The following is a 26829-nucleotide window of genomic DNA, read 5'->3' on the forward strand; positions in this document are numbered from 1 at the left end:
ATCATCAAGCGAAGACGACGGCCTCTCAGCCGTCGCGCTCAACGCGCCGAAGCCACCGCTCTCAACGCGGGCGGCGCCATGATCGTGACGCCGGCGCGCGCCGCCGGCGCGGTGTTCGGACGATAAAGCCCGCGCCGCTCCGGATACGGCTTGAAGGCGTTGGTGATGCCGACCACGGATTCGGCGGCACCCAGCGCCAGCACGCCGTCGGGTTCGAGCATGCGCGAGAGGCGATCGAAGATATTGGCCTTGGTGTCCTGGTCGAAATAGATCAGGACGTTGCGGCAGAAGATCACGTCGAAGGTGCCGAGGTGGGAGAAATCCTGCAGCAAATTGAGCCGGCGGTGCTGCACCATGGCGCGGATCTCGGCGTTGAGCTGCCATAGCTCGCCGGTCTGGGTGAAATACTTGACCAGCATCTGGATCGGCAAACCGCGCTGCACTTCAAACTGGCTGAAGATACCGGCCTTGGATTTTTCCAGCACGGCCTGCGACAGGTCGGTCGCGACAATCTCGGTCCGCCAGCCCGCAAGCGCCGAACCAAACTCCTTCAGGCACATCGCGATCGAATACGGCTCCTGCCCGGTGGAGGAAGCCGCGCACCAGATCCGCAAGCTGCGGCGGGCGGCCCGCGCCTGAACCAGCGCCGGAATCACCGTCTCCTTCATATGATCGAACGGAATCTTGTCGCGAAAGAAAAACGTCTCGTTGGTGGTCATCGCCTCGACCACTTCGGCGGTCAAGGCGTCGGCCCCGCTCTTCATCTTCTGGACGAGTTCGGGAATACCGGGAAGGCCCGACTTGCGCGCCAGCGGCACCAGGCGGCTTTCGACCAGATATTGCTTGTCGGCAGACAGATCGAGGCCAGAACGCTCTTTCAGAAGCCTGCGCAGATACTCATAGTCGGAAGGCGTCACGAACGATCTCCCGAAAACACCCGAACCAGTTTCGGCCCGATCTGATTGAGCGGCAGGATGGCAGCGCAGATGCCCGCATTGGCGGCCGCACCGGGCATGCCCCACACCACGCTCGTCGCCTCGTCCTGGGCCATCACGCTGCCGCCGGCGGCGACGATGTCCTTGCCGCCGCGCATGCCGTCGGAACCCATACCGGTCAGGATCACCGACATGATGCCGCCCTGCCAGACATCGATCGCGGAGCTGAACAACGGATCGACGGCGGGCTTGCAGAAATTCACCGGCGGTCCATCGTCGAGCGCGATCGCGGCATCCGCGCCATGGCGCACGACGCGCATATGGCGGCCGCCGGGCGCCAGATAGATCTGGCCGGCCTTGACGATCTCGCCGTCAATGGCCTCGTGCGCCGGACGGCGACTGGTGCGCGCCAGATGCTCGGCAAGAATCGTGGTGAAGGTCGGCGGCATGTGCTGGGTGATCAGCACCGGAAAACGATCGATCACCGGTCCGATCTCGGCGACCAGCGACATCAGGGCCTGCGGTCCCCCGGTCGACGAACCGATCAGGAGCACGCGTGGTGCCAGCATGCTGAACGGACGGCGCATCAGCTGCGGCTGCGCCGCCGGCGCCGGTGTATGACGGGCCGATGCGTCGCGCGACCGATCGAGCACGGGCGCCAGAGGCGGGCTCGCCGGCGTGGACGCGCCGCGGCGCGCCTTGGCGCCGAGGTGACGGATCTTCTGGATCAGATGGTGGCGAAAGGTCTCGGCGGCGGCGGCTTCACGCGTGCTTTCGGGCTTTGGGATATAATCGGACGCGCCCAGCGACAGCGCCTTGAAGCTGATCTCCGCGTTACGGCGAGTCAGGGTCGACGCCATGATGACGATGAGGTTGCGCTTCTTTGCCAGCAGTTGCGGCAGCGCGGAAATGCCGTCGAGCTCCGGCATTTCGATATCGAGCACGGCGACGTCGGGGTTGATGCGCTCGAGCTGGTTGACCGCATCCAGGCCGGTGCGCAGCGAGGCCGCGACCACCATATCCGGTTCGGCGCCGATCCAGCGCGAGATCATGCCGCGGATCACGACGGAGTCGTCGACCACCATCACCCGCAGCGGCTCTTGCCGTGTCGAAGTCGGAGCCGGGGAACTTGTCAACGCAACACTCATTACTTCACCAACGACTCAAACGGCACGGTTACAACACTAACGCCGAAGGCCGCTCTGCCGCCGGACCGGATACGCGAGATCAGATGAGGCCGACTTCCTGGAACTTCGCGGTCACGATGTCCTTGTCGAACGGCTTCATGATGTATTCGTTGGCGCCGGCATGCAGCGCACGCGCGATATGCGCGACGTCGTTTTCGGTGGTGCAGAACACCACCTTGGGCGCGTCGCCACCGGGCATGCGGCGCAGATTGCCGAGGAACTCATAGCCGTCCATCACGGGCATGTTCCAGTCGAGCAGAACCGCCTCGGGCATGGCGCGCTTGCAGACTTCAAGCGCTTTCTCGCCGTCCTCGGCTTCGACGATCTGGAAATCCAGACCTTCCAGGATACGACGTGCGACCTTTCGAATGACGCTGGAGTCATCGACGACCAGACATGTTCTCATTTTCGGCCTCTACTTCCCAATCCCGCAAAGGGACGTTTCCATTTTCAGTTTTTAGTACGCTTGCGTTGCTGCAGATATTTACGCCGCCAACAGGGCGGGCACGATTTCGAGGACGCGATCGACATCGAGGACGACCATGAGCTGTCCGTCCAGTCTGTGGACACCGCCGGCGAGTTTGGCCATGCGGGGATCGAGGTTGACGGGGTTTTCCTCGCGGTTATCGTCGGGCAACCTGAGAACCTCGCCGATCTGGTCGATCAGGAGCCCGTAGGATTCGCCGCGCAAATCGACGCCGACCGCCATCGGCGGCTTGCCGTCGTCGTTCCTGGGCAGGCCGAGCCGCGCGCGCATGTCGACCACGGTGACGATGCGGCCGCGCAGATTGAGCACGCCGGCGATCTCGGCCGACGACAGCGGCACCCGCGTCAGCCGCTCCGGCATGAACACGTCCTGCACCCGCGAGATCGGCAGGCCGAACAGCTGCCCGCCGATCACGGCGGTGACGTATTCGGCAACGGTGCCCTCGATGGTATCGGTCTTGCTGGTCATCATCTGATTCCCTTATGCCGCACGCCTGGTCTCGGCGGTCTGTTCCTTCAGCGCCGCGATCAGGCCGGGACGGTCGAACTTGGCGACGTAATCGTGGAAGCCGGCCTGCCGCCCGCGTTCGATCGCCGCCGGCGACACCATCGAGGACAGCGCGATGATCGGCATCGTGCTCAGATGCTGGTCGGCGCGGATAACTTCCGCGAACTCGAACCCGTTCATGTCGGGCATCTCGATGTCGGTCAGCACCACGTCGAAGACTTGTCCCGAACGCAGGGCGGTCAGGCCTTCCTGCGCATTGGGGGCGACCCGCACCCGGTAGCCGGCAGCCTTGAGCACCGGCGCCAGCATGTTGCGGAAGAAGGCGGAATCGTCGACCAGCAGCACCGATTGCGCGGTCGCGGCCGGGCGCATCTCCCTGCGCGAGAACCAGTCGGCAAACGCCATCGGCAGGAAGTGGCCGACGTCGATCACTTCGGTGGCCTGACCCTTGATCACGGCCGACCCCAGAATGCCCTCACCGGAACCGGCGACCTCGATGTGCAGGCGTTCCTCGACGATGTCGATGATCTCGTCGACCACAAGGCCCATCGAGCGGCCGTCATCGGCGAACACCAGGATCGGCTGCGAGCCCGCGGTCTGGACATTGACCCCGTGCATCTGCACCAGCGGCATCAGCTGCTCGCGGTATTGCACCATGTAGCGGCCGTTACTGAGTTCGATCTTGTCGGTCGAGATCTCTTCCAGACGGGTGACGAGGCCGAGCGGCACCGCCTTGGGCTGGGCATTGCCGGCGCGGAACACCAGCAGCGAGGTCAGCTGTTCGCCGGAATTGGCATGGGACGCGGCGTGCTCGTCGGCGAGCTCGCGGGAGGCGGAGCCAGCGGCGCCGAGCGCCTTGGCAATGCCGTTGGGGTCGATGATCATGATCACGGCGCCATCGCCCAGAATGGTGTTGCCGGAGAACATGTCGATGTGCCGCAGCTTGGTCGACATCGGCTTGACCACGATTTCTTCGGTGTGGAACACGCCGTCGACCACGATGCCAAAAGTCTGGCTGCCGACCTGCGTCACCACGATAAAACCGTTCTCGGGATCGGAAGAAGTCCCGTCGTCGATCTTCAAGAGCTTCTTCAGATGCATCAGCGGCAACAGCTTGTTGCGCAGCCGCAAGACCGCGGTGTCCTTGATGCGCTCGATGCGGTGTTCGGAGTTGGCGCGCGCGCGCACCAGCTCGACCACCGAGAGCTGGGGGATCGCGAAGCGGTCGCCGGCGGCTTCCACGATCAGGGCGGAGACGATGGCGAGCGTCAGCGGGATCTTGATGGTGACGGAGGAACCCTCGCCGGCCACCGACTTGACGTCGATGGTGCCGCCGATCTGGTCGATATTGGTGCGCACCACGTCCATGCCGACGCCGCGGCCGGACACCGAGGTGATCGCGGCGGCGGTCGAGAAGCCCGGCGCGAAGATGAACTTGTGGATCTGGGCTTCGGTCATCTTCTCCAGTTCGGCCTCGCTGACGAGACCGTTCTGGACTGCCTTGGCCTTGATCCGCTCGGTGTTGAGGCCGCGGCCATTGTCGGCGATGCAGATGATGATGTGGCCGCCCTCGTGATAGGCGGATAACCGGATCGTGCCCTGCTCGCCCTTGCCGGCCGCGGCGCGCTCGGCCGGGGTCTCCAGACCGTGGTCGGCGGAGTTGCGCACCATATGGGTCAGGGGATCCTTGATCAGGTCGAGCACCTGGCGGTCGAGCTCGGTGTCGGCGCCGTGCATCTCCAGTTCGATCTGCTTGCCGAGTTCGCCGGAGAGGTCGCGCACGATGCGGGGCAATTTCTGCCAGGCATTGCCGATCGGCTGCATCCGCGTCTTCATGACGCCTTCCTGCAGCTCGGCGGTGACGTTCGACAATCGCTGCAGCGGCACCTTGAACTCGGTGTCCTCGTTGCGGCGGGAGATCTCGAGCAACTGGTTGCGGGTCAGCACCAGCTCGGAGACCATGGTCATCAGATGTTCGAGCGTATCCACGTTGACGCGGATCGACTGGTTGGCGATCTTGTCGGCCTCCTGGACATCGCCGTCGGCGGCGGCAGTGGCCTTCCTCACGGACGGCTTTTTCTCCTTCGCTGCGGCCGCAGGCTCGGCCGCAGCGGCGGGGGCGGCTTCCTGCTTCGGCGCCGGCGCAGCCGGCTTGGCGGCGGGAGCCACAGCCTGCGGCGCGGGCGCAACTTCGATGGCGGTCTCGCGGAAGGCGCGTTCGAGATCGTCGAGCGAGACTTCGCCGGGACGCAACGGCCGCTCGAGCACCTGATCCACCAGCGTGCCCTGCGTCGCCGCGGGCTGAACCGGTGGTGCTACAACGACCGGCACGGCTGCGACTTCGACGGCTGCCGCTGCAACCTCGGCCGCTGCTGCATGGGCGCCGCCTTCGGCCATCTCATGCAGCTTCTCGATCAGGTCTTCGTCGGTGCCTTCGGGCTCGTTCTCGGTCGCTTCCAGCCCGGCCAGGATTTCCTTGATGCGGTCGATCGACGACAGGATCAGCGTCACGGCGCCCGCAGTCACCGGCATGCCGTCGCGGAATTTGCCCATCAGCGTCTCGCCGGCATGCGCCAGCGCTTCCAGCCGCGGCAGGCCGAGAAAGCCGCAAGTGCCCTTGATGGTGTGAACCAGGCGGAAGATGTTATCCAGAATCTTGGCGTCGCTCGGGTCCTGCTCGAACTTCACCAACTGATTGTCGACCGTATCCAGGCTCTCGCTGGTCTCGGTCAGAAATTCACGCAACAAATCATCCATGAAACTGGCCTTCGCACGTACGGGCACGCGACATCGACGCGCCTTACGGAATTTGGCCAGCTTCTATGCAAACCGTTTAATATTGGTTGAGCAATTGGAAAAGAACGGGATCAACAAAGAGATAAGACGGCTTCATCGAATCCGATGACCGGCGATCAACCTTTGGTTAACCATGTTTGCGCCGGGCTGCGCTTCAGGACGCGGCGACGACCACTTTTTCCCCGTCGGGCGCAAGCGTCACGCTGAGCCCGCAGGCCTGTGCGAGCAGCCGGGTATAATAGGGCTGCACCGCATGCGCATCGACCGATGCGGTCGAACTCGCGCTCAGGAGGTCGGCGATATTTTGCGGCAGGCGGGCGTTCAGACCGGCGGCGGTAACGCGAAAGCTCATCGTCTCACCGTCGCCGACCGGATCGATCGTCAGCGTGCCGCCGCGCGGGATCGTCTGCTGCGCAATGACCAGCATATTCAACAGCAGCTTGACCCGGTTCTTCGGCAACAGCAGGCGCGGCAAATTCCAGGTGATGGTGATCTTGCCGTCCTCGATGTGGCCCCGCGCCATGTTCTGGGCGTCGCCGAGATCGATCTGCGCGCCGGCCGATCCGGCGGCGCCGAACGCCAGCCGGCAGAACTGCAATCGTGCCGAGGCGGTCTTGGCGCTCTTGCGAATCAGATCGAGTGCGAATTCGCGGTCTTCGGGCTTCGGATTATCGTCGAGAACCTCAAGCCCATTGACGATCGCGCCAACCGGACTGATGAGATCATGGCAGACTCGCGAACACAACAACGCCGCCAGTTCGAGGGCATCGGGAGCGGGACCGGGAGACGGAGTGGCAGACATCAGATGTTCCTGGAGGGCCGCGCGAGAAGCGGGCAGTTACGAATCACGCATGCGCGCTGGCTTGATACACTGTGGACGCGCGTGCGGCCAGCTTGCGGCCATGACAAGGGAACACGAACAGCCTATGAGCCCCGCATATGAATGAGGCACTTCCCCCCGTGATCGATCGCGACGCCGCCGCCAGCCTGATCGAACCGCTGACCGATCTGGTGATCCGGGCCGGCGCCGCTATCCTTGCCGTCAACCGTTCGGCCATGCAGGTCGACGGCAAGTCCGACGGATCGCCGGTGACCGAAGCCGATCTCGCGGCCGACCGTATCATCGCCGACGGCCTCGCGCGGCTGGCCCCCCACCTGCCTTCGCTGTCCGAGGAGCGCGTCCAGCTGGCGCGGCTACCGTATAAGGGCAGCTTCTTCCTGATCGACCCGCTCGACGGCACCAAGGAATTCGTCGCCGGCCGCAACGAATTCACCGTCAATCTGGCGCTGGTAACCAACGGGACGCCGCTGCTCGGCATCGTCGGCGCGCCGGCGCTCGGTGTGATCTGGCGCGGCATCGTCGGCCGCGGCGCGGAGCGGCTGACGATGCGCGACGGGGCGGCCCCACGCGTTGAGCCGATCCATACGCGTGCCTGCCCGCCGCGTGGCGCGCCCTGGACCGTGGCGGTCAGCCGCTCGCATGGCGATGAGCGGACCGAAGCCTTTATCGCGGCGAGATCGGGTGCGGTTCGGGCCGTGCTCGGCTCGGCGGTCAAATTCGGCCGGGTGGCCGAGGGCGGCGTCGATATCTATCCCCGCCTGTCGCCGACCTGCGAATGGGATGTCGCCGCGGGCCATGCGGTGGTCACGGCCGCCGGCGGCAAGATCACGGATTCGAAGGGCGCCGCCTTGCATTTCGGCTCGGGTGCTGCGGATTTCATCGTGCCGGAGTTCATCGCCTGGGGCGATCCTTCGGCAGCGTCCTGATTTACTGCGCCAGCGTCTGTTCCAGCTCCGGCCAGCGCGCGGTGGCGCCTTTCAGGAAACGGTTGGGATCGGCGGCGAAGGCGTCGCGGCTTTGCTCGCGGCCGAACAGATAAAGCCGCGCGCCCGTCACCAGCCAAAACCGCGGGTTACCGGCATAGGTCACGCCGCGCCCCAGATCGACCGGATCGTAGCCGCCGAATTGCGGGCTGTAGACCTCGGGATGGGCCACGAACGAAGCGCGGTTGCCCTCGTTGCGGAAACGCCAGACCGCGCCCGATTCCGAGGCCTCGAAGTCGGCCACGCCCTGCACTGCGATGGAATCGGTGAAATAGGCGACGGGGTCGAAACCCTCGATGGCGAGGCCCGAATAGTGGTTGACCACCACCCGTTCGGTGGTCGCGGCCAGGGCCGATAAATCACAGCCGGGCAAATCAAGGCAAATAGACGCGAAAAAGCCCGCCAATAGAGCCAAAAAGGCCTTCCCCAGGGGCCAACCGTATCTTTCCTGCCGTTGTGCCGTCATAGTTGGTACCGATAACATTCGAGTCGAGGGGACACTGGACGCAACCTAGAGCCGTGCTTGTTGGTGTCAGGTTAAGGTGGCGGCCGGAATTCGATACCAGGGGTTCTTTATGATTTTCGCATCACGCCTAGCCGCGGTAGCGCTCGCCGCGCTGATGTGCTGGACCGTGCCCGTCTCGGCGCAGCAGGCACCGCCACCGGAACAGCTGCCGCCGCAGGCACCTCCGCCACAGCGCCAGCCCGCCCCCAACACCTACGGGCCGGACGAACTGGTCGGTGCCGGGCACAAATTCTTCGGCAACGTGTCGCGCGGGCTCGCCTCCATCATCGAGCGCGCGGTCAGCCAATGGGGCCTGCCCAATGGCTACGTGCTGGGCGAAGAAGGCTCGGGCGCCTTCGTGGCCGGCCTGCGCTATGGCGAGGGCACGCTCTACACCAAGAATGCCGGCGATTTGCGGGTCTACTGGCAGGGTCCCTCGGTCGGCTTCGACTGGGGCGGCGACGGCGCTCGCACCATGACGCTGGTCTACAATCTACCGGCCACCAACGCGATCTACCAGCGCTTCGTCGGCATCGACGGCTCGGCCTATATCGTCGGCGGCTTCGGCATGACCGCGCTGACCGCCAACAACATCGTGCTGGTGCCGATCCGCTCCGGCATCGGGCTGCGACTCGGCGCCAATATCGGCTACCTCAAATACACCCCGCGCGCGACCTGGAACCCGTTCTGACGTCCTCTTTCGGGGCAACGTCCGGGACAGCAACGCCTCCGGTTGACGATTCACGTTAACGCGGCATTGGGCTGGCCTTTTGCCGGTCCGCCATGGCATTGTGATTAACGATTTGTTTATTGCCGCGGGGAGTTACCATCCATGATCGAACCGATCATGTATCTGGCGATCGGTTTTCTGGTCTCGATGCTGTTCGGTCTGATGATCGTGCCGCTGGTGCATAACCGCGCGGTCCGGCTGACGACGCGGCGGCTCGAGGCCGCCACCCCGCTGTCGATGGCCGAAATCCAGGCCGACAAGGACCAGTTGCGCGCGGAATTCGCGATGTCGGCGCGGCGGCTCGAGATGAGCGTCGACCAACTCAAGAACAAGACCACCAGCCAGCTCGCCGAACTCGGCAAGAAATCCGATGCGATCAACCGCATGAAGATCGAGCTTGGCGAAAAGAACGCCACGATCTTTTCGCTCGAAGCCCGCGAGAAGGCGGTCAAGGAGCAGTTGCGCGCTACCGAAGAGGAATTCGCCGCCAAGACCGAGATGCTGCGCAATGCCGAACACGCGCTGACCGACAAGCAACGCGAGCTTGCCAAGATCAATCACGAATTGTCCGACCGATCGTTGATGGCGGACAGCCGCCAGGTCGAACTGATCGCGGTGCGCACGCAGATCGAGGAATTGAGGGGCCGCGTCGGCGACGCCGAAAAGGAATTCGCGGCAACCCAGGCCCGCCTCGCACAGGAGCGGACCGAATCCGAAAACGCGACGCGTGAACTCAACGAGGCGCGCAGCCGGGTTGAGAATTTGAGCCAGCGCGTCACCGATCTGGACCGCCAATTGATCGTCCAGGTCAAGGAAGCCGAGATGCTCGGCAACCGCGTCAACGATCTCGAAGGCCGGCTGGCGACGCAAGGCAAGCTGCTCGCCGAACGCGAATATGAAAACAACCAGCTCAAGCAGGCCAACGAGGCCGCCGACCGCATGGCCAAGGAATTGCGCGTCGAGATCGCCGCCCTGAGCGGCGGCGGCAATTCGCCCGCGATCGAAAAGCTGCGCACCGAGAAGGCCGCGGTCGAGGAGCAACTCCGCGTCGCGCGCGACGAACGCGCCAAATTGCAGCGCGACATCAACGCGATCCAGCAGCAGGCCGAGAGTTCCTGGGCGACCGAGCGGATGGAAAACGCACTGCTGCGCGAGCGCATCAACGACATCGCCGCCGAAGTCGCAAAACTCGCGATGCAACTCGAGGGTCCGAATTCGGCGATCGAGGCCATGCTGGCCGCGGAACCGGCGGCGCCCAAAACCCCGCCTAAACCGGCCAATGGCGCCGCGGCGCCAGCCGCCATCCCCGAAGGCGGCGGCACGCTGGCCGAACGGATCCGGGCGCTGCAGTCGCATGCCTCCCGCGCCCGCCAGCAGGGGGCGTAAATCTCTTCGCCCTTGACCTGACTGATCGCTTGACACTATGGGCCTGCACTTCGTAAATCGCGGGCTCTGACGAGGCATCTTTACGATCCGGCGCCGCTTTAGGGCCTCTGGTCGTGTGCCAAAAATCCCGGACGCATAGCTCAGCGGGAGAGCGTTCCCTTCACACGGGAGAGGTCCAAGGTTCGATCCCTTGTGCGTCCACCAGAACGCTCAACAAAATCAAACATCTAAAGTTTAGAGCGGCGGTGGATTGTGCTGAGGTTTGGCGCCTGCACGCAGAACAAAGCACGAAATGGCGTGCACTTCCGTGCAAAATCCGTGCAGCAGGTTCGCGAGACGTTCCGTCATTTGGGTACTGGCCTCTTTCGACCCTTAGTGGCCAATTTTGAATTTGGTAGTGGCCTAATTTGGTCGCGTGTCTGCACTCCTACCTAGATTTTTGGAGGTACTTCCGTAGTTCTCCGCCCGTGAACGGAGTTCCCGTGCTACAAGGGCGGAACTTGCGCTCGGGCTGAGGGCGGGACAATGCCAATCAATCGATTGTTGAAAGCCGGCAAACACGCGCCGGAGGAAATCGAACTTTTAAACAAGGCCTTCAACCTTGCCCTACATGCGATGGGCTTGGTTGATCGTAACGACCCGCTTTGTGAGATGGTGGCTCGCAAGGTTATTGAGGTCAGCGTGACCGGCATTAGCGAGCCGCGAGAAATCGCGGAAATGGCCGTGGCTCGAATTGGCCTACCGTAAGGCCGCCTCAGTTGGCTGAGAGCGGCCTGTTTCGGCCAGTACCGCTGAGGGGGTGCTGGCCTGTTTCCGACCTCAGTGGCCTAGTACCTCGTCACATTGATTATGACTGGTTGATTCCGAGCCAGTTCAGGATGGGCAGGTCTTTCGGAGCAACGAGGATTTGGATGCTTCGGGCGAGGCCGGGTTGACGCCTGATGAGACCGTTTCGTTCGAGCGTCACGATCATCTGGTGGACCGATGGCGGGCTGACTTGAAAGTGGCGCTGCATGTCGGCTTCAGCGGGCGGGCGCCGGAACATGTGCGCGTAGGTGTAGATGAAAGCCAGGTACTGGCCTTGCTTTTCGGTGAAGCCTTGAGCCGTGAGGCTGCGAGCGGCGCCTGATTTTCGATTCATTTGTCGATTCGTCCGGTCCTCCGACAAGGAGGTCGGGATGAATGTACGTTATCGGGTCGAATTGAGCCAAGCCGAACGCAGCGAACTCACCGCGATGTTGAGCAAGGGCAAGCGGGCCGCCCGCAAGCTCAAGCGCGCCCAGATCTTGCTGGCGGCCGATGCCGGCCGCAGCGATGAAGAGATTGCCCGCGCCGTGGCGGTGGGCGGTTCCACCGTGTACCGGACCAAGCGTCGCTTCGTGGAAGGCAATCTGGAACGGGCGCTGAGCGAGGATCCGCGTCCAGGCGCGGAGCGCAAGCTCACTGGCAAGGAGGAAGCCCTGCTGGTGGCAACGGCTTGCGCAACCCCTCCGGAGGGTCGCGCCCGCTGGACGTTGGAGCTTTTGGCCGACGCCATGGTCAAGCTCACCGGGCACGAGAGCCTGTCGGGCGAGACGGTACGCCGGCGGCTGGCCGAAAACGGCCTCAAGCCATGGCGCAAGGATATGTGGTGCATTCCAAAGGTCGATGGCGAATATGTCGCCCGCATGGAAGACGTGCTCGACCTCTATGCCGAAGCGCCTGATCCCGACCGGCCGGTGGTCTGCTTCGACGAGAGCCCGGTCCAGCTCATCGGCGAGGTTCGCGAGCCGATCCCCGCCGAGCCGGGCCAACTCGAACGCTACGATTGCGAATATCGCCGCAACGGCACCGTCAATCTCTTTATCTGCGTCGACGTGCATCGGCCCTGGCGCAAGGTCAAAGTCACAGAGCGACGGGCGGCAGAAGATTACGCCCAATGCATGCGCGAACTGGTCGATGTCCATTATCCCGATGCCGCGTGCATCCGGGTCGTGCAGGACAATCTGTCGACCCACTCCGTAGGCTCCCTCTATGCGGCATTCGCCCCCGCCGAAGCCCGGCGCATCTTGCGCCGGCTGGAGTTCCACTACACCCCCAAGCATGCCAGTTGGCTCAACATGGTCGAGATCGAGATCGGCGTACTCCGCGGCCAGTGCCTGGACCGCAGAATCGACGATCCCAAGCGTCTGATCAGCGAAATCGCCGCATGGGAGCAGCAACGAAACGCCGCCGCTGCCCGCATCAAATGGATGTTCACAACCGAAAAAGCCCGCGCCAAAATGGGCCGCGCTTATCCCGCAACGTCCAAAGAGTCATAATCACTGTGACGAGGTACTAGTTTGAAATGTGCAGTGGCCTGTTTTGAATTTAAGCTCGTTCGCGGTTCACGCTCGCCGAATTAATGTTTCTAAAGTCGACACCCGCGTGTAGGGGGAATCTACTGATCCCATCACCGCCCTCTTCGGCTTCTACCCGGTGACTGAGAGCGTTGTGCTCCCGCCTGAAGCAAGGTGGAATGCAATGACAGATTACCCAGCCGCAATCCCTTTGTCCGCAATTCAGCAACTCCGCTGCCCAAAATGCCGAGCGCGCATGCGGCTTGCGCGCACTTCGCCTGGGCCTACGGGGTTTGATCTTCGCAGGTTCAACTGCTCAGAATGCGATCACGTCGAACAAATCGCCATTCCGAATGATCCGATGAAATCCGACGCTGTTGGCTGGTTCACTGGCGACCTACCGCCGAAGTAAGGCCGCCTCACTTTCCTATGGCGGTGGTGGCATCCAGAGAAAGCCCAGCGCGATTGCCGCGAGCAACCCGACGGTGACGACGGCGGAGATGGCTCCGACCGTGATCTTAACTTTCTCTTTCGTCGTGTAGTCGCGCATCGAACGCCTCAGTTGGCGGCCTATCCGTCTAATCTGACCCGGCTCACCGTGCCAGACGTTCAGCATTAGTAATGCTCAATCGGCCGAAATTATTCAACAAGAACACCGCACCGCTCACGGCGGCTAATTGACGTGAGCACAAAGTAAGCCGGGATTACCCGGCATCAAAAGTAGAATATGATAAATAATAGCAAATAGAATTGTATTTTTTCTCTTAGCGGCAGCCTGAAACGTTCGGCGAACTGGCGCAGATCATTGCAGGCCAAGCATCCCGACGACCCACGAAACGGACGTGCCGCTGAAAAGCTAGACCGACTGGCAAGTGAAACCAGCACACTCAGCGATGAAGCATGGGCTGAATTACAAAAGTCATACAGTTGGTGTTCTGAGAAATGGTGCGAGGCCGTGGGCGAAGCGTCTAGGCAAGTTGAGTTTCGGGCCGTCGATACTTTTCCAGCGTACATAAAAACCCTAGTCGGAATCCCCTCTTCTCAGTCGAACGCCGCGTAAGCAGAAATCGAAAAGTAGAAATGCAATTTTACCACCGCGACCCGACCGTTCCTTTTTGGCGGTCGAATGTCGACGTTGATTCTCTTTTCACTGCTCACGCACACCGCCCCGAACGGGCACAGGCTTGGCTTAAATTCCGCGATGCTTCGGAGACAACTGCCGTCATGATGCGCGGCCGATTCGAACTAGGACTGCTTGCCTACCACATCTTTTGTCAGACCTTCACGCCAACGTATGACGGAGAACTGGCCATGTTAGCACCTCAGATAAAACCCTTCACACGGGAGAGGTCCAAGGTTCGATCCCTTGTGCGTCCACCATATTTGATTTTGCCGCCAAGCCCGGCAGAGACATTCACAGACAGAGCGCAAAGCGCGATCCCGGCTTTAACCCAACCGCTGGAAATTGGCCGGACCAGGCGACGCGCCTTCGTGAGATGAGAGCCGGTTGAGTTCGACCAGTAAATCCCGCACGGCGACATCAAGCTCGTTTCGCCGGATTCCCGGATCGACACGCCGTCCATCCTGCGATCGCTGGTCGCGGCCGGCACGATCGTCGTTCGCTGCGATCTGCAGGCGATCGAGATCGATGGCAAACTCCCCTGCCGGTTCGACAGGCCGCCGATCCGGTTCTGGATTTTGCAGCTCTGGGTTCGGACGAGGGACCGCCTCGCCGGGCCAGTCCCGGAGCCTGTGTCTGCGCCTGTGACGGCGTTGGCGGGAAACGAGTTCGCGTGCGCCATACCCCAAGCCAAAGCTCGCGCCGATGATGACAGCAAGGATGAGAAACTCCATGTCGTCGTCCTGTGTTGCCCTGCCACGGTTCATTTACCTCAATAATTGCGGCGAGGAATTGACCGCAGCAGGTTCCGTATGCCGAGCGACCGCATGCCTCATCTCGCCCCGCGACCAATTCGTCGCGTCGCTCCTCGCAATGACAACAGAGCCGTCATCCCCCGCGCATGCGGGGGATCCAGTACGCCGCGGCCTCTCGGTTCAATCGCTGCGTCTCTGGAATACTGGATCACCCGCATGCGCGGGTGATGACGACCGAGGATGTGGCCCATCCGTACTCATCAAACAAACCTCCGCCTTCCCGCGGCGCGTTTGGCCGGGCTTTGCAAATCGTTTCGCCCAAAGAAAAGAGGGCGCAGGGAATGCCGGGTGCTTGCTGCACCCGCGGTCTCGTGCGCAAAATGCACAAAAGAAAGCGCACACGAGCATACAGGTACAGTCGGAGCATTCCGGCATCCCCGCGCAATGGTTTTACGGCTTATGCCGCGCTCTTCCCGGCGACGAATTCGTCTTGTCACCGTCATCGGCGGATTGAAGGTTTTGCGAACCCGGTTGGGCGAACGAAAACCTCCGCCGACTTGACACCAGCAACGGGTGCCAGGACCACACGGTTTTGCCGTACGCATCAGCGCCGTTCGTCTGCGCGTCGTCAATCGCTCACGAGCCGAAGCCCACCCTGCGAATCCAAAGCGCGACGACGCTGCCGCGTCCACCGCATCTCATCCCAACGTTCGTGACGATGGCCAACGCCCCTCTGGGGGATGAGACGGCGGGGTTTCTACCGGTGATTTGGGGGAGGTGAGAAGAGGAATATTTTCTCAGGAAGGACTGGGCAGGGCAAATCACGTTGAATCGGCTTACGAATTCGCGCTGCGCGCGCAGGTTCTAGCGCCGGCCAATTCCGGAAACTGGCCCCGGCCGTCACGCCGATCCGGGCTTTTACCGGGCTTTTATTTGTGTTCCGCCTCCGATACCCTTGAGTTTTAAGCGTTGGATTTCAGGGGCGTTCGATGGGTAATGGTGCCGATTATATCCTCAAGCTAAAACCTTGGTCGCTCTCCGCCTTCTTGACTGCATTTTTGGCTGTCGTTTTTGCAGCGACCATGCAGGAGGTGTTGGCCTCTTTCGGCGCTACGCTGTACTTCGCCGCGTTCTTTCCCGCGATCCTGATGGCGAGCCTTTTGGGCGGCGTTCCGGCCGGCATTTTTGCCGCCGTTCTCGCGATCCCGATCGTGTGGTGGGCCTTCATGCCGCCGATCTTCGAATTCAATCCCCTCACCCCTGAAGACTACGACAGTTTTGCGATCTTCGTGTTGTGCAGTTCATTGCTGATCTGCTTTTCGCATCTGTACCGGGAAGCGCTGGCGATCCGGATGAAATTCCCTGGCGAGTCGGACCTCACCGGACGCTTGCCGAACTAGCCGCCCATGAGCCTGCAAAAACTCGTCATCCTCATCACCAGCCTGACCGGCGGCGCGATCGGCTTGTTCGCACCGGTCGGCGTCGTCAAATGGCTGCTGCAGAAGGAGCCCGAGGACGCCGGAATCCTGACGCTGTTTTTCTTTCCGGTGTGGTGCGTGCTGCTGGTGCTGGGATTGTTGATTGGGCGCAGGCTCGGGCTGCTCATGACCGGCGGCAAGCGGGTGCTGCAGAGATAGCGCCATCAGGACTTCGAGAACGCGACATTCTCACATAAAATCATCCGGCCATCACTGAATCGTTTCGTGCACATCAAGAATTGGAACGTCCGGCGTGTTGATGACTTCCGCGATGACATTGTAAGACACGTCGATCTTACCCGGCTTTCTTGGGTCGGCTGTGACGGACCTGACGTGCAGAGTGGCGCGAACGGATCGGCCGTCGCTCAGGGTTATCTCCGTCACGCCATGGCGGAGGTGGGAAATGGTGGGGCCGGTGCGAGGACCGATCTGGAAGGAAAACGGCTGGAGATATCCGAAGGTCATGGCATCCACCTTGTTTCTCGTGGGTTGGTTATCACCACGGTTCGATCCCCGCTGTCGATCCCCTGTGTCGATCATCGATACGACGCCGACGCCTCACATCCCGAATATCCAGACCGCGACGATCGTCCCCAGCATTGCCAGGCTGCCGAGGGTCCAGCCGATGGCGTAAAGGGCTTCATCGTCTTCGGCCCCGAGCATTGTGTCGGTCCGTACCGTTGCCGATCGCCGGTGCATGGCGCTTCTCCTCGAGACCCGCCCGCAACGACAACGCCGGCAACGGTCGCCGGTTCCACCTCAGACTCTCGTCATGCCCGGCCTTGTGCCCTCCTTCGCTAAAGCATCGGCGGACCGGGACCGAAGTGTCGATCGGCGTTCAACTTTGCCCCCCATCGGCGTCCAATTTTAGGCCGGCTGTATCGGCAGCCTTCTGATGCGGCGCCCCGTCGCCGCGAAAATGGCATTCGTGACCGCGGGGGCCACAGCCGCTGTAGCCGCTTCGCCCAAGCCGCCAGGATCAGCCGTGCTCGCCACTATATGGGTCTCGATTGGTGGCGTTTCATCGATGCGCAGCGGCGGATAAGAGTCAAAGTTGCCTTGCTCGACTCGGCCGTCCTTGATCGTTATCGCGCCGCGCAGCGCAGCCGTGAGTCCGAAGATCGTTCCGCTCTGTATTTGTGCGTCGATCATCTTCGGATTGACCGGCAATCCACAATCCACCGCGCAGACGATACGTTCCACCCTCACATTTCCTTTCTCGTCGACGGCCACCTCCGCCACTTGCGAAAGATAGCTTCCAAAGGCGAACTGAAGTGAGACGCCCCTGCCCTTTCCGGGAGGAATCGGCTGACCCCAGCCGGCCTTCTGCACGGCAAGATCCAGGACCGCCAAAGCTCGGGGATTGTGAGCTAGAAGATTCCTGCGGAATTCGACGGGATCCTGCCTGGCCGCGGAGGCCAGCTCATCCATGAAGCTCTCGACGATGAAGACGTTGTGTACCGGTCCTACACCACGCCAAAACCCGGTCGTAATGCCGGGCGGCTCGGCCCGAACGTATTCGACGAGAATGTTGGGAATTGCGTAGGGCGGCTCGGCAGCCCCTTCGATCGCATCGAAATCCAAACCGTTTTTGAACAGGGGCGGAGAAAACCGGGCCACGACCGAAGAGCCGCATACCCGATGGTGCCACGCGACAGGTCTTCCCGCCTCGTCGAGACCCGCCGATATCCGATCGTAGTAGTAGGGTCGGTATAGATCGTGCTGGATGTCCTCCTCGCGGCTCCAGATCACCTTGACGGGACCGTCGATCTGCTTGGCAATTTTGACCGCGAGAAGGGTACCATCTGGCTCAAGCCGGCGGCCGAAGCCTCCACCCAAATACTGATTGTGGATCACAATGGCTTCCTTCGGCATTCCAGTGAGCGTCGCGACCGCGGCCTGCGTGACGGTGGGCTGCTGCGTGCCGACCCAGATTTCGCAGATGTCCTTCCGATAGTGCACCGTGCAATTCATCGGCTCCATGGCTGCGTGAGCCAGAAACGGCAACTCATAGACCGCGTCCAAACGCCGAGCCGCGCCGGAGAACGCCTGCTCGAACTGGCCCTCGTTTCTCGCCACGACCCCCGGGCTTTCGGATGCCTTCTTGAGCTGCTCGACGAGCTTCTTACTATCTATCGAGGCGTTAGGACCGTCGTCCCACTGTATCGCGGCGGCTTCCAAACCCTTCTTAGCAGCGCCCATATGGTCAGCAACGACGGCTACCGCCTCATCGACCGCGACCACCTGATGCACACCCTTGATCGCGAGTGCCGCGCTCTGGTTCACGGCCTTGGGTCTTCCTCCAAGCACCGGAGATATTGCTATCGCCGCGACCTTCAGGCCCGGCAGCATCACGTCGATTCCGAACTGCGTTCGTCCACTGATCTTGTCGGGAGCCTCAAGTCTCTTCGGGGATGTTCCAATGAGACTGAACTGTCCTTGCTCCTTCAGCTTGATGCGATCGAGAGCGGGAGGTCCCGATTCGGCCGCGGATCGCAGCAAGTCCCGATAGGGCAGCGACCTGGCGCCCGACGGATGCAAAACCACTCCATCCTTGACGGTGCAGGCCGCCGGGTCGACTTTCCAACGCCGGGCCGCCGCCGTGATCAACATGAGGCGCGCCGCGGCGCCAGCTTGCCGAAGGGGTAACCAGAAACCCCGGATCGAGGATGACAATCCTGTCGCCTGCAAATGTAGGAACGGATTGGCGTAGAGGGCGTCATTCGGAGGCGCGTGTTCGACCTCGATCTGGTCGAGCTTGACTTCGAGCTCCTCCGCCAAGAGCATTGAGAGCGAGGTATAGACCCCCTGCCCCATCTCGACTGACGGTATGGTCAAGCGTACGCGGCCGTCTGGCTCAATTCTCACGAACGCATTCAAGACCGCGCCGCTATCGCTTCCATCAGCCATGGACCAGGACGGCAGGGCAACCGCCAGGGCGAGTCCCCCTGCCGCGGTCGCACCGACCTTCAGGAGCGCTCTGCGAGAGACTCTTGCTTCGTCTGCGCCCGATACTGGCCGCGTGAGCGTGTCGGTGGTTTGCCGCATTGTTAACGCCCTCCCTCGCTCGCGTATTTTATGGCAGCTCGAATGCGATTGTAGGTGCCGCATCGGCATACATTGCCGGACATCGCGTCGTTTATCTCCGAGTCCGTCGGGCGTGGATTGCTCGCCAGCAGCGCAGCTGCCGCCATGATCTGCCCCGACTGACAATATCCGCACTGAACGACGTCATGATCGAGCCAAGCCCGCTGCACCTTCCGGCCAGCAGGAGTCTCGCCGATGGCTTCGATAGTAGTCACTGCGGCCTTCCCGACACTGTCGACCGTGGTGATGCAAGATCGTGTCGCCGCGCCGTCTATGTGAACCGTACAAGCGCCGCAAAGCGCCATACCGCATCCAAACTTCGTTCCTGTCATCTTGAGAACGTCCCGCAGCACCCATAGCAGGGGCGTCTCGCCGTCCACGTCCACCTTATGCGACTTCCCGTTTATCTTGAGAACGTATGTCATCCCGCACCAATCCCGCACCAATAGAGTGTTGAGGAACGAGATCTATATTGCAGCCCGAACGGACCGTCGCTCGCGGGATTGCTTTGATGCCCGCGTTATTGCCCCCAGTTTCGTCGATCCTGCTATGGATCTATCGGCGATAGGACCTCGGCGTCACCCCCACCACCCGCCGAAAGGCGGTCGCAAAATGCGATGGATTCTCATATCCACATCTGGCGGCAATGGTCGGAATCGTTTCGTTCCGGCCCTTCAAGAGGCGCTTCGCCTCTTCCATGCGAAGGAAGGTCAGATGCTGCAGGGGAGTCTGCCCATACAGCTTCTTGTACAATCTCAGCAGGTGGAACCGACTGACTCCTGCCTCGCGCGCCAGATCCTCCAGACTCACTGCGGACGCGAGATTCTCGCGCATGAAGTCTTCGACCTTGCGCAGCCGGCCGTCGCTCGCGTTGCGGTAGTGTGGCTCCCCGTAGCCGCCGTGCCTGACCAAGAGATGGGCGGCCAACATCTCTCCCGCAGTCTGAGCATAAAGATCTGGCGCGGATTCTTGAAACGCAGCGCTCAGACTCAGCATCAGCTGGCTCACCAGGGGATCGCTGCTTCCGATACCGCTCGGCAAGATCGGGGCCGCGGGACCTTTACGCCTGAGTTCTCGTGCGACGCGTTCGATGGTCGCGGCCGGAAGATGGAGTTGCAGGTTGCTGTGTGTCGTGTTTCCCCGCCATCGCAGTGTAGCGGCTTGTCCCGGAGCCGTCATACCAATGTGGCCCGGCTCGGCATGAGAGTGCTGCCAACCCTTGCGATAGCGGACCTCCACGTCGCAGGAGCCACCGGTAACGAGAACGATCAAATGATCGCGAGTAGCGGGAGTTACGAATTCCTCGGCCTCTGCCGGATCCTCGTAGGCCCGGATCAGCAGCGAGCGCCAACCGGCTCGCCAGCTGCAGGCCGTCATTGTGGCGCGCAAGTGCTTGTGCGCATCGAGGCTAGAAATTATCGTCCCCAAGTCGGATCTCCGTGCTGGCAGTGACGGTAGGATAGATCAACTCCCACCTGAATGAAGTCCATTCTCGTTTTGCTGGATACAACTACTACTCCGGCACCTAATGAACGCCAACAGATAGCTCTTCGAAACGATCAGCGCAAAGAGACCCGCTCCGGCGAAGATCCGGATCAAGCTTCCGTCAAGACAAGCCACATGGCCATCGTTCCTCGGGCCGCCTTAGCTGGCGACCTCTACCTTTTACTTGCACGCCAGCGCTATGGATTTCAAACGGCGCACAAATCATTTTCAAGTTGTTGGCGGGACCTGAAAACACCGGTCGTCTTTCAGTCTGGTTCTCACCCAGCGTCCACATTGCCAACCCGGCCGCCCAGCTCATCCACCAGCACGCGCGTGTTCTCGCTGTAGTCGATCGGCACCGCGACGATGTGGACGCCGCCGGCCGTAAACGCCGCCTCCAGCGTAGGCACCAGGTCGGCGGCGGAGGCGACGCGATGACCGTGGCCGCCATAGGACTCGGCATAAGTGACGAAATCCGGATTACCAAAGGTCATGCCGAAATCGGTGAAGTGATCGACCGCCTGCTTCCAGCGGATCATGCCATAGGCAAAATCCTCGACGATCACGACCACCAGATCGAGCTTCAGCCGCACCGCGGTTTCCAGCTCCTGGCTGTTCATCATGAAACCGCCGTCGCCGCACATCGCCATCACAGGGCGATGCGGGTTGAGCAGTTTTGCCGAGATCGCCGAGGGCAATCCGGCGCCCATGGTGGCGAGCGCGTTGTCGAGCAGCAGGGTGTTGGCGACATGGGTGCGATAATTGCGCGCGAACCAGATCTTGTACATGCCGTTGTCGAGGCAAACGATGCCATCCTCCGGCATCACGGCGCGGACGTCGTGCACCAGACGCTGCGGAATGATCGGGAAGCGCTCGTCCTCGGCGCGCTCGTTGATGTGGGCAAGAATGTTTTTGCGAAGCTCCGGCATACCCTGATCGGGCGTAAGCTTGCCCTCCAGCCGTCCGGCCAGTGCTGCGACGGATGCGCCAATGTCGCCGATCAGTTCGGCGTCGGGATAGAACACCTCCTCGACATTGGCGGAGACGAAGCCGACATGGATCACCTTGGGACCGCCTGTAGCCTTGCCCATCAGGAACGGCGGCTTCTCCACGGTGTCGTGGCCGATGGCGATGATCAAATCGGCGCGGTCGATCGCGTCATGGACATAGTCGCGTTCCGACAGCGCGGCCGTGCCGAGATAGAGATTCGAGCCGCCGGTGACGGCACCCTTGCCCATCTGGGTGTTGAAGAAGGGAATGCGGGTGCGGCGCACGAAATCGGACAGCGCGTCGACGAGGCGCGGCCGGTTGCCGGCGGCGCCGATCATGATCAGCGGACGTTTTGCCTCCAGGATCATCGCGACCGTTCGATCGATCGCTGCGGCGGACGCCACCGGCCGGTCGACCGGATGCGGCAACATCAGAGGCGCGTCGGCCGGCTCGGCGGCGATGTCCTCGGGCAATTCGAGATGCACGGGGCCCGGCCGTTCCTCGACGGCGACGCGGAAGGCGTCGCGCACCATCGCCGGGATCGAGGCGGCGGAAACAATCTGCCGCGTCATCTTGGTCAGCGGCCGCATCGCCCCGACGATGTCCACGATCTGGAACCGGGCCTGCCGCGCGCTCTTGATCGCCTTCTGGCCGGTGAGCATCAGCATCGGCATGGCGCCGAGATGGGCATAGGCCGCGGCGGTGGTGAAGTTCAGCGCGCCGGGCCCGAGCGTCGACAGGCAGACGCCGGGATGCCCGGTCAGCCGGCCGTGGGTCGCGGCCATAAAGGCCGCAGCCTGCTCATGCCGGGTCAGCACGAGCTTTATCTTCGAATGGCGCAGCGATTCCAGAACGTCGAGGTTTTCCTCGCCGGGCAGCGCGAAGATGCGGTCGACACCTTCGTTTTCCAGTGCCGCCACCAATAGGTCGGAGCCCTTGGCCATCGTTCCACTCCCTGTTGCCGGCACTGCAGCCGTCGCGCACGCATCGATCATGCGACGGGAACCCGACGACCGCAATCGCAAGCGTCTGGACGGCGCTTGCGATCGCAATGAGCAGGATTGCCCGCTCGTGCCGTACACGCGCTGTTCACGGACAACTGATCCAGGCTGTGGAACCGAGGGCGTGCCGGTTCCGTTGAAGCGCGCCGGAAAAAAAACCCTGGGACGAGCACCAGGAGAAAAACACTTCACTGAAAAACAACTTCACTGAAAAACACTTGGAGATCTACCTGATGCGCAGACTTATCCTCGCCGCCACCGCCCTCGCCTTTGTGTCGTCGACCGTCTCGGCACAAACGCCGGACAAGGCCGGAAGCACCACGGCGCCCGCAGCCCAGAGCGGCGACACCATGAGCAAGGGCGACGCACCGAAGACCAAGATGGCATCCAAAAAGAAGTCAAAAAAGCCGGCCAAGAAGTCGAGCGACGACGCGAAGTAACGGAGCGAGCAGCACAGAAGGGCCGCCTTCAGGCGGCCCTTTCATTTGACCCGTCACTTGACCTTGTCGCTTGGCTTTGTCACTTGGCTTGGCTCATTCGCCGGCACCGGCCTGCGCACGTCATCACGGCCCGGGGCGGATTTCCGCTATTTTTAGCCAGTTGCAACGAACCCGCAGGAACATTTGCCTTTGTGACGAATTAGCGACCATTGCCACCGGTGTGGCGTTTGGTGACAGGGCGGATAATGTTGAATTTGTTCAGGCATTCGGAAGAGGCCGATCTCGAAAGGATCCTGGCCGAGCACGCCGCCATCGCATCCGGCGCCCCGGACGACTGCCAATCCCACGAAAAGCAATTCCGCGACCTGCTGCAGGCGCTGCCCGCCGCCATCTACACGACCGACGCCCAGGGACGGATCACATTCTTCAACCGCGGCTGCGTCGAATTCGCCGGACGGACGCCGAAAATCGGCGACATGTGGTGCGTGACCTGGAAGCTGTTCCTGCCGGACGGCACGCCGCTGGCCCATGAAGATTGTCCGATGGCGATTGCGCTCAAGGAAAATCGCCCGGTCCGGGACATGGAAGCGATCGCCGAACGGCCGGACGGCTCGCGCATCTGCTTCATGCCCTATCCGACGCCGCTTCGAGACGAGTCCGGCCGGCTGATCGGCGCCGTCAACATGCTGGTGGACATCACCACCCGCAAGCAGGCCGAAGAGCGGATGATGCTGCTGACCCAGGAGGTCGATCACAGGTCCAACAATCTGCTCGCCGTAATCCAGGCGATGCTGCGATTGACCAAGGCCGAAACCGCGGAAGAGTTTCAGGCGGCGTTTCAGGGCCGCTTGAGCGCTTTGGCCAATGTGCAGCGGCTGTTCTCGGTGTCGCGCTGGACCGGCGCCAGCCTCAAGACCATCATCGAGGAAGAGCTCCGGCCCTATGCCGCCAACGATGCCAGGCGGGTCAGCATCACGGGCTGCGATATCCGGCTGCCGGCAACGCTGGCGCAGGCGATCGCGGTGTCCGTGCATGAGCTCGCGACCAACGCCGCCAAATACGGCTCGCTGTCGAAACCGAGCGGCACGATCGACATCAGCTGGCAAACCGACGCGGCCGACAATCTTCTGCTGCACTGGACGGAATCCGGCGGCCCGCGAACCGCCGAACCCGTGCGCAAGGGATTTGGCGTCGGCGCCGTCGACGGCGTGATCCGCACGCTGAGCGGCAGCATCAGCCGGCAGTGGAAGCCCGAAGGCCTGGTCTGCGAACTGAGCTTCCCGAGCATCGCGGCGTAGAGCGGGCATTCGGCTTGGATGGAGTCCGGGCCTCATGGTTCTCCCGGCGACGCGAAGCATCGTCCGGAGACGCGCGGCGCTGCCGCGCTCCTCATCATGAGGGTTTGAGAGCTCATCGTGAGGAGGCTGTAAAGCTATCTCGGACCTCATCCTGAGGAGCGGCGTCTTCGCCGCGTCTCGAAGGATGGCCGCGAGTCCGTGTGTTGCGAAATACATCTAACTCGCTTCCAGACCGACATCCTTCAGCTGCTGGGCGAAGAAGCCGGACAGGCTCATGTCCAGCGCGCCGCCGACATAGACCTCCGACGACGTCACCTGCTGCTTGCCGAGCGTCACCAGCACGCCGATCCGGTAGGCGAACCACAGATGCGGATCGGTCAGCGCCTGCAGCTTGTGCTGGTCGTGTTCGAGCGGCTGATGGTTGTTCGCCTTGCGCACTTCGATGGCGAGCAGATTGTTGGGAATTTCCCGCTGGTGCACGACGATGTCGGGATAGATCGACTTTCCGAAATGATCGTCGGTCGAGACGACCGTCCCATGGGGCAGCCGCAGCGTCCGCTCGCCCAGCCGATCATAGTCGCAGTCGACTTCCCAACCCGGAAAGTGCTTTTCGATCTGTACCGCCAGGCGGTGGGTGAGCGTGCGCTCGCCCAGATCCTTTTCGAACAAATGCCCCTCGCGGGCATAGAACTCCCGGATCGCGCCGACAAGCTTGTGCAACTCCGCCTGCATGTCGCCTCCGAAGGACGGGCGGCGACGGCCGCCCTTACATCAGCACTTCGATCAACCGCGGTCCCGGCTCGGCGATGGCTTCCGCCAACGCCTTGTTGAGATCGTCGGCATTGTCGACTGCGCGGCCCGGCACGCCCATGCCCTTGGCGAGCGAGACGAAGTCGATGGTCGGCCGGTCGATCTTCAGCATGTCGAGCGCGCGTTGGCCCGGCTCGCCGGCGCCGACGCCGTCGAATTCGCCGCGCAGAATCTGGTAGATGCGATTAGCGAATACAATCGTGACCACGTTGAGGCCTTCGCGCGCCTGCGTCCACAGCGATTGCAGCGTGTACATCGCGCTGCCGTCGCCGACCATGCAGATCACCTTGCGGTCCGGGCAGGCCACCGCAGCGCCGGTCGCCACCGGCGTCGAAAAGCCGATCGAGCCGCCCATGTTCTGCAGCCAGTCGTGCGGGGCGGCGGCCGCCGTCGGCGGAAAGAAGCCGCGGCCGGTGGTGATGGATTCGTCGACCACGATGGCGTTTTCCGGGATCGCCATCGCCAGCGCCTGCGCGATCGAGGCGTAGGTCAAAGCCCCGGTCGGCCTGGCGATCTCGACCATTTTTTGCGGCTGCCTGTTCTCCGGCTTGGCGCCGAGCGCGGAGGCCAGCGCTTCCAGGGCGGCGACCGAGTTTTCCGCGCCCGTGGTCATGCGATGCACCTCGCAGCCCTGCGGCTTGAGCATGCTCGGCTTGTTCGGATAGGCGAAGAACGCCACCGGGTCGTTGGCCTCGACCAGCACGATGTTCTTGAAATCCTTCAGGATCGGCAAAGCCAGCTCGATCACATAGGGAATCCGGTCGATCGCGAACCGGCCCCTGCCGCGCGCCATCCTGGGATTATAGGTCTGGCCCATCACCTTGCAGCCGGCCTTGCCCGCGATCTGCGCCGCCAGCGCCAGTCCCTTTTCGGTCAGCGCGCTGCCGGTCATCAACAGCAGCGTCTCTGCCCCGCCATTGCGCAACACCTTGGCCGCATGGTCCACCGCCTGCGCGGAGTAATTGGCACGCTGGCCTTCTGCCGGCGCCTCGGCAATGCCGTCGGCCTCGTTCCAGGCGGTGTCGGCGGGAAGAATGAGGGTCGCGATCTGCGGCGGCGCGCTTTTGGCGGCAGCAATCGCGGCCGCGCCGTCGGCGGCGACGGATTTGGCATCCGGCGAGGTCCGCACCCAGGCCGACATCGGCCGCGCCAGCCCCTCGATGTCGGAGGTCAGCGGCGCGTTATAGCCGATGTGGTAGGTGGCGTGCTGGCCGACGATGTTGACGATGCCGGAATTCGCCTTCTTGGCGTTGTGCAGGTTGGCAAGGCCGTTGGCGAGGCCGGGTCCGAGATGCAGCAGCGTCGAGGCCGGCGTGCCCTTCATGCGGAAATAGCCGTCGGCAGCGCCCGTCACCACGCCCTCGAACAGGCCGAGCACGCAGCGCATGCCCTCGACCCGGTCAAGGGCAGCGACGAAATGAATCTCCGAGGTGCCTGGATTGGAGAAGCAGACGTCGACGCCCCCCGCGACCAATGTCCGCACCAGACTTTCCGCACCGTTCATGTCTCGCTCCCGTCCGCGATTTTTCTCGAAGGCCGATCAAGATCAATCATTGTTCACACGTTTCGTCAAAGGTTTAGCTGATCATTGCAGCCATCGCCTGCGGCGTGTTGCCTTTTTTAACCGCACCGTTTGAAATAGGCGGCTTCACGGACTGGTTGCTTGCGAAATCGCGGCGATTATGGCCTC

The 26829-nt window shown here is 62.3% G+C and carries 27 protein-coding genes and 1 tRNA gene; 10 read left to right on the forward strand and 18 right to left on the reverse strand.

Annotation, left to right across the window (positions count from 1 at the left end; genetic code table 11):
- Positions 1-38 precede the first annotated feature (38 nt).
- The 6 genes from V1289_RS12600 to chpT form a co-directional block, all read right to left on the reverse strand.
- Entirely contained in the window at positions 39-917 is an 879-nt protein-coding gene (locus tag V1289_RS12600) for a CheR family methyltransferase (RefSeq protein WP_334397256.1), read from the reverse strand.
- Complete coding sequence (locus tag V1289_RS12605) at positions 914-2083, reverse strand: protein-glutamate methylesterase/protein-glutamine glutaminase (protein ID WP_334397257.1); 1170 nt, start codon at positions 2081-2083, stop codon at positions 914-916. The genes V1289_RS12600 and V1289_RS12605 overlap by 4 nt, the downstream gene beginning before the upstream one ends.
- A gap of 79 nt (positions 2084-2162) precedes the next feature.
- Positions 2163-2528 (reverse strand): response regulator, encoded by a 366-nt coding sequence (locus V1289_RS12610; RefSeq protein WP_074273443.1) that lies wholly within the window; start codon positions 2526-2528, stop codon positions 2163-2165.
- Positions 2529-2606: 78 nt separating this feature from the next.
- Complete coding sequence (locus tag V1289_RS12615) at positions 2607-3077, reverse strand: chemotaxis protein CheW (RefSeq protein WP_334397258.1); 471 nt, start codon at positions 3075-3077, stop codon at positions 2607-2609.
- Between the two features lie 12 nt (positions 3078-3089).
- A complete protein-coding gene (locus V1289_RS12620) occupies positions 3090-5873 on the reverse strand; it encodes a hybrid sensor histidine kinase/response regulator (protein WP_334397259.1) in 2784 nt (927 codons plus the stop codon).
- Between the two features lie 193 nt (positions 5874-6066).
- A complete protein-coding gene (gene chpT, locus V1289_RS12625) occupies positions 6067-6714 on the reverse strand; it encodes a histidine phosphotransferase ChpT (protein ID WP_309179509.1) in 648 nt (215 codons plus the stop codon).
- A 137-nt stretch (positions 6715-6851) separates the two neighbouring features.
- On the opposite strand from chpT, the gene V1289_RS12630 reads away from it, so the two are divergent.
- Positions 6852-7679 carry a 3'(2'),5'-bisphosphate nucleotidase CysQ family protein gene (locus V1289_RS12630; RefSeq protein WP_334397260.1) on the forward strand — a complete coding sequence of 276 codons (828 nt, stop codon included), beginning with the start codon at positions 6852-6854 and terminating at the stop codon, positions 7677-7679.
- Position 7680: 1 nt separating this feature from the next.
- On the opposite strand, the gene V1289_RS12635 is transcribed toward V1289_RS12630, so the two are convergent.
- A complete protein-coding gene (locus V1289_RS12635) occupies positions 7681-8202 on the reverse strand; it encodes a YHS domain-containing (seleno)protein (protein WP_334397261.1) in 522 nt (173 codons plus the stop codon).
- 109 nt (positions 8203-8311) lie between these two features.
- Between V1289_RS12635 and V1289_RS12640 the strand changes: the two genes are divergently transcribed.
- From V1289_RS12640 to V1289_RS12655, 4 genes are all read left to right on the forward strand, one after another.
- Positions 8312-8932 carry a DUF1134 domain-containing protein gene (locus V1289_RS12640; protein WP_334397262.1) on the forward strand — a complete coding sequence of 207 codons (621 nt, stop codon included), beginning with the start codon at positions 8312-8314 and terminating at the stop codon, positions 8930-8932.
- Between the two features lie 141 nt (positions 8933-9073).
- Positions 9074-10357: a hypothetical protein gene (locus tag V1289_RS12645; protein ID WP_334397263.1), complete on the forward strand. Its 1284-nt coding sequence runs from the start codon at positions 9074-9076 to the stop codon at positions 10355-10357.
- Between the two features lie 129 nt (positions 10358-10486).
- Positions 10487-10561 (forward strand) — tRNA-Val (locus tag V1289_RS12650).
- A 321-nt stretch (positions 10562-10882) separates the two neighbouring features.
- On the forward strand, positions 10883-11104 hold the full coding sequence (locus V1289_RS12655; protein ID WP_334397264.1) for a hypothetical protein: 222 nt from the start codon (positions 10883-10885) through the stop codon (positions 11102-11104).
- A gap of 100 nt (positions 11105-11204) precedes the next feature.
- Here V1289_RS12655 and V1289_RS12660 read toward each other — a convergent pair whose 3' ends face one another.
- The gene (locus tag V1289_RS12660) at positions 11205-11498 is read right to left on the reverse strand and encodes a LexA family protein (protein WP_334397265.1); all 294 of its coding nucleotides are present in this window, start codon (positions 11496-11498) and stop codon (positions 11205-11207) included.
- 37 nt (positions 11499-11535) lie between these two features.
- Here V1289_RS12660 and V1289_RS12665 point away from each other — a divergent pair, with 37 nt between their 5' ends.
- Positions 11536-12657: an IS630 family transposase gene (locus V1289_RS12665; RefSeq protein ID WP_334397266.1), complete on the forward strand. Its 1122-nt coding sequence runs from the start codon at positions 11536-11538 to the stop codon at positions 12655-12657.
- A gap of 445 nt (positions 12658-13102) precedes the next feature.
- Here V1289_RS12665 and V1289_RS12670 read toward each other — a convergent pair whose 3' ends face one another.
- Together V1289_RS12670 and V1289_RS12675 are read right to left on the reverse strand one after the other, a co-directional pair.
- Positions 13103-13225 carry a hypothetical protein gene (locus V1289_RS12670; protein WP_334397267.1) on the reverse strand — a complete coding sequence of 41 codons (123 nt, stop codon included), beginning with the start codon at positions 13223-13225 and terminating at the stop codon, positions 13103-13105.
- A gap of 896 nt (positions 13226-14121) precedes the next feature.
- Positions 14122-14529, reverse strand: a complete 408-nt coding sequence (locus tag V1289_RS12675; RefSeq protein WP_334397268.1) for a hypothetical protein — start codon at positions 14527-14529, stop codon at positions 14122-14124.
- Between the two features lie 1010 nt (positions 14530-15539).
- On the opposite strand from V1289_RS12675, the gene V1289_RS12680 reads away from it, so the two are divergent.
- Entirely contained in the window at positions 15540-15950 is a 411-nt protein-coding gene (locus V1289_RS12680) for a DUF4118 domain-containing protein (RefSeq protein ID WP_334397269.1), read from the forward strand.
- Between the two features lie 6 nt (positions 15951-15956).
- Entirely contained in the window at positions 15957-16187 is a 231-nt protein-coding gene (locus V1289_RS12685; RefSeq protein WP_334397270.1) for a hypothetical protein, read from the forward strand.
- A gap of 51 nt (positions 16188-16238) precedes the next feature.
- Here the strand turns inward: V1289_RS12685 and V1289_RS12690 are convergent, their stop codons facing one another.
- The 6 genes from V1289_RS12690 to V1289_RS12715 all read right to left on the reverse strand — a co-directional run bounded on the left by V1289_RS12690 (position 16239) and on the right by V1289_RS12715 (position 22534).
- Positions 16239-16493, reverse strand: a complete 255-nt coding sequence (locus V1289_RS12690) for a hypothetical protein (RefSeq protein WP_334397271.1) — start codon at positions 16491-16493, stop codon at positions 16239-16241.
- 93 nt (positions 16494-16586) lie between these two features.
- Positions 16587-16727: a hypothetical protein gene (locus V1289_RS12695; RefSeq protein ID WP_334397272.1), complete on the reverse strand. Its 141-nt coding sequence runs from the start codon at positions 16725-16727 to the stop codon at positions 16587-16589.
- Positions 16728-16895: 168 nt separating this feature from the next.
- Positions 16896-19076 (reverse strand): xanthine dehydrogenase family protein molybdopterin-binding subunit, encoded by a 2181-nt coding sequence (locus V1289_RS12700; protein WP_334397273.1) that lies wholly within the window; start codon positions 19074-19076, stop codon positions 16896-16898.
- A gap of 2 nt (positions 19077-19078) precedes the next feature.
- A complete protein-coding gene (locus V1289_RS12705; protein ID WP_334397274.1) occupies positions 19079-19540 on the reverse strand; it encodes a (2Fe-2S)-binding protein in 462 nt (153 codons plus the stop codon).
- A 130-nt stretch (positions 19541-19670) separates the two neighbouring features.
- On the reverse strand, positions 19671-20492 hold the full coding sequence (locus tag V1289_RS12710; RefSeq protein ID WP_334397275.1) for an AraC family transcriptional regulator: 822 nt from the start codon (positions 20490-20492) through the stop codon (positions 19671-19673).
- A gap of 386 nt (positions 20493-20878) precedes the next feature.
- Positions 20879-22534, reverse strand: a complete 1656-nt coding sequence (locus V1289_RS12715; protein WP_334397276.1) for an acetolactate synthase large subunit — start codon at positions 22532-22534, stop codon at positions 20879-20881.
- Positions 22535-22824: 290 nt separating this feature from the next.
- On the opposite strand from V1289_RS12715, the gene V1289_RS12720 reads away from it, so the two are divergent.
- On the forward strand, positions 22825-23031 hold the full coding sequence (locus V1289_RS12720; protein ID WP_309179526.1) for a hypothetical protein: 207 nt from the start codon (positions 22825-22827) through the stop codon (positions 23029-23031).
- 245 nt (positions 23032-23276) lie between these two features.
- Positions 23277-24329: an HWE histidine kinase domain-containing protein gene (locus V1289_RS12725; protein ID WP_334397277.1), complete on the forward strand. Its 1053-nt coding sequence runs from the start codon at positions 23277-23279 to the stop codon at positions 24327-24329.
- 216 nt (positions 24330-24545) lie between these two features.
- Here V1289_RS12725 and V1289_RS12730 read toward each other — a convergent pair whose 3' ends face one another.
- Both V1289_RS12730 and V1289_RS12735 read right to left on the reverse strand, forming a co-directional pair.
- Positions 24546-25061 (reverse strand): hypothetical protein, encoded by a 516-nt coding sequence (locus V1289_RS12730; protein ID WP_334397278.1) that lies wholly within the window; start codon positions 25059-25061, stop codon positions 24546-24548.
- Positions 25062-25095: 34 nt separating this feature from the next.
- Positions 25096-26643: an acetolactate synthase large subunit gene (locus V1289_RS12735; protein WP_334397279.1), complete on the reverse strand. Its 1548-nt coding sequence runs from the start codon at positions 26641-26643 to the stop codon at positions 25096-25098.
- Positions 26644-26829 lie beyond the last annotated feature (186 nt).

Source organism: Bradyrhizobium sp. AZCC 2289 (assembly GCF_036924615.1).
In the GTDB taxonomy this organism is placed as follows: domain Bacteria; phylum Pseudomonadota; class Alphaproteobacteria; order Rhizobiales; family Xanthobacteraceae; genus Bradyrhizobium.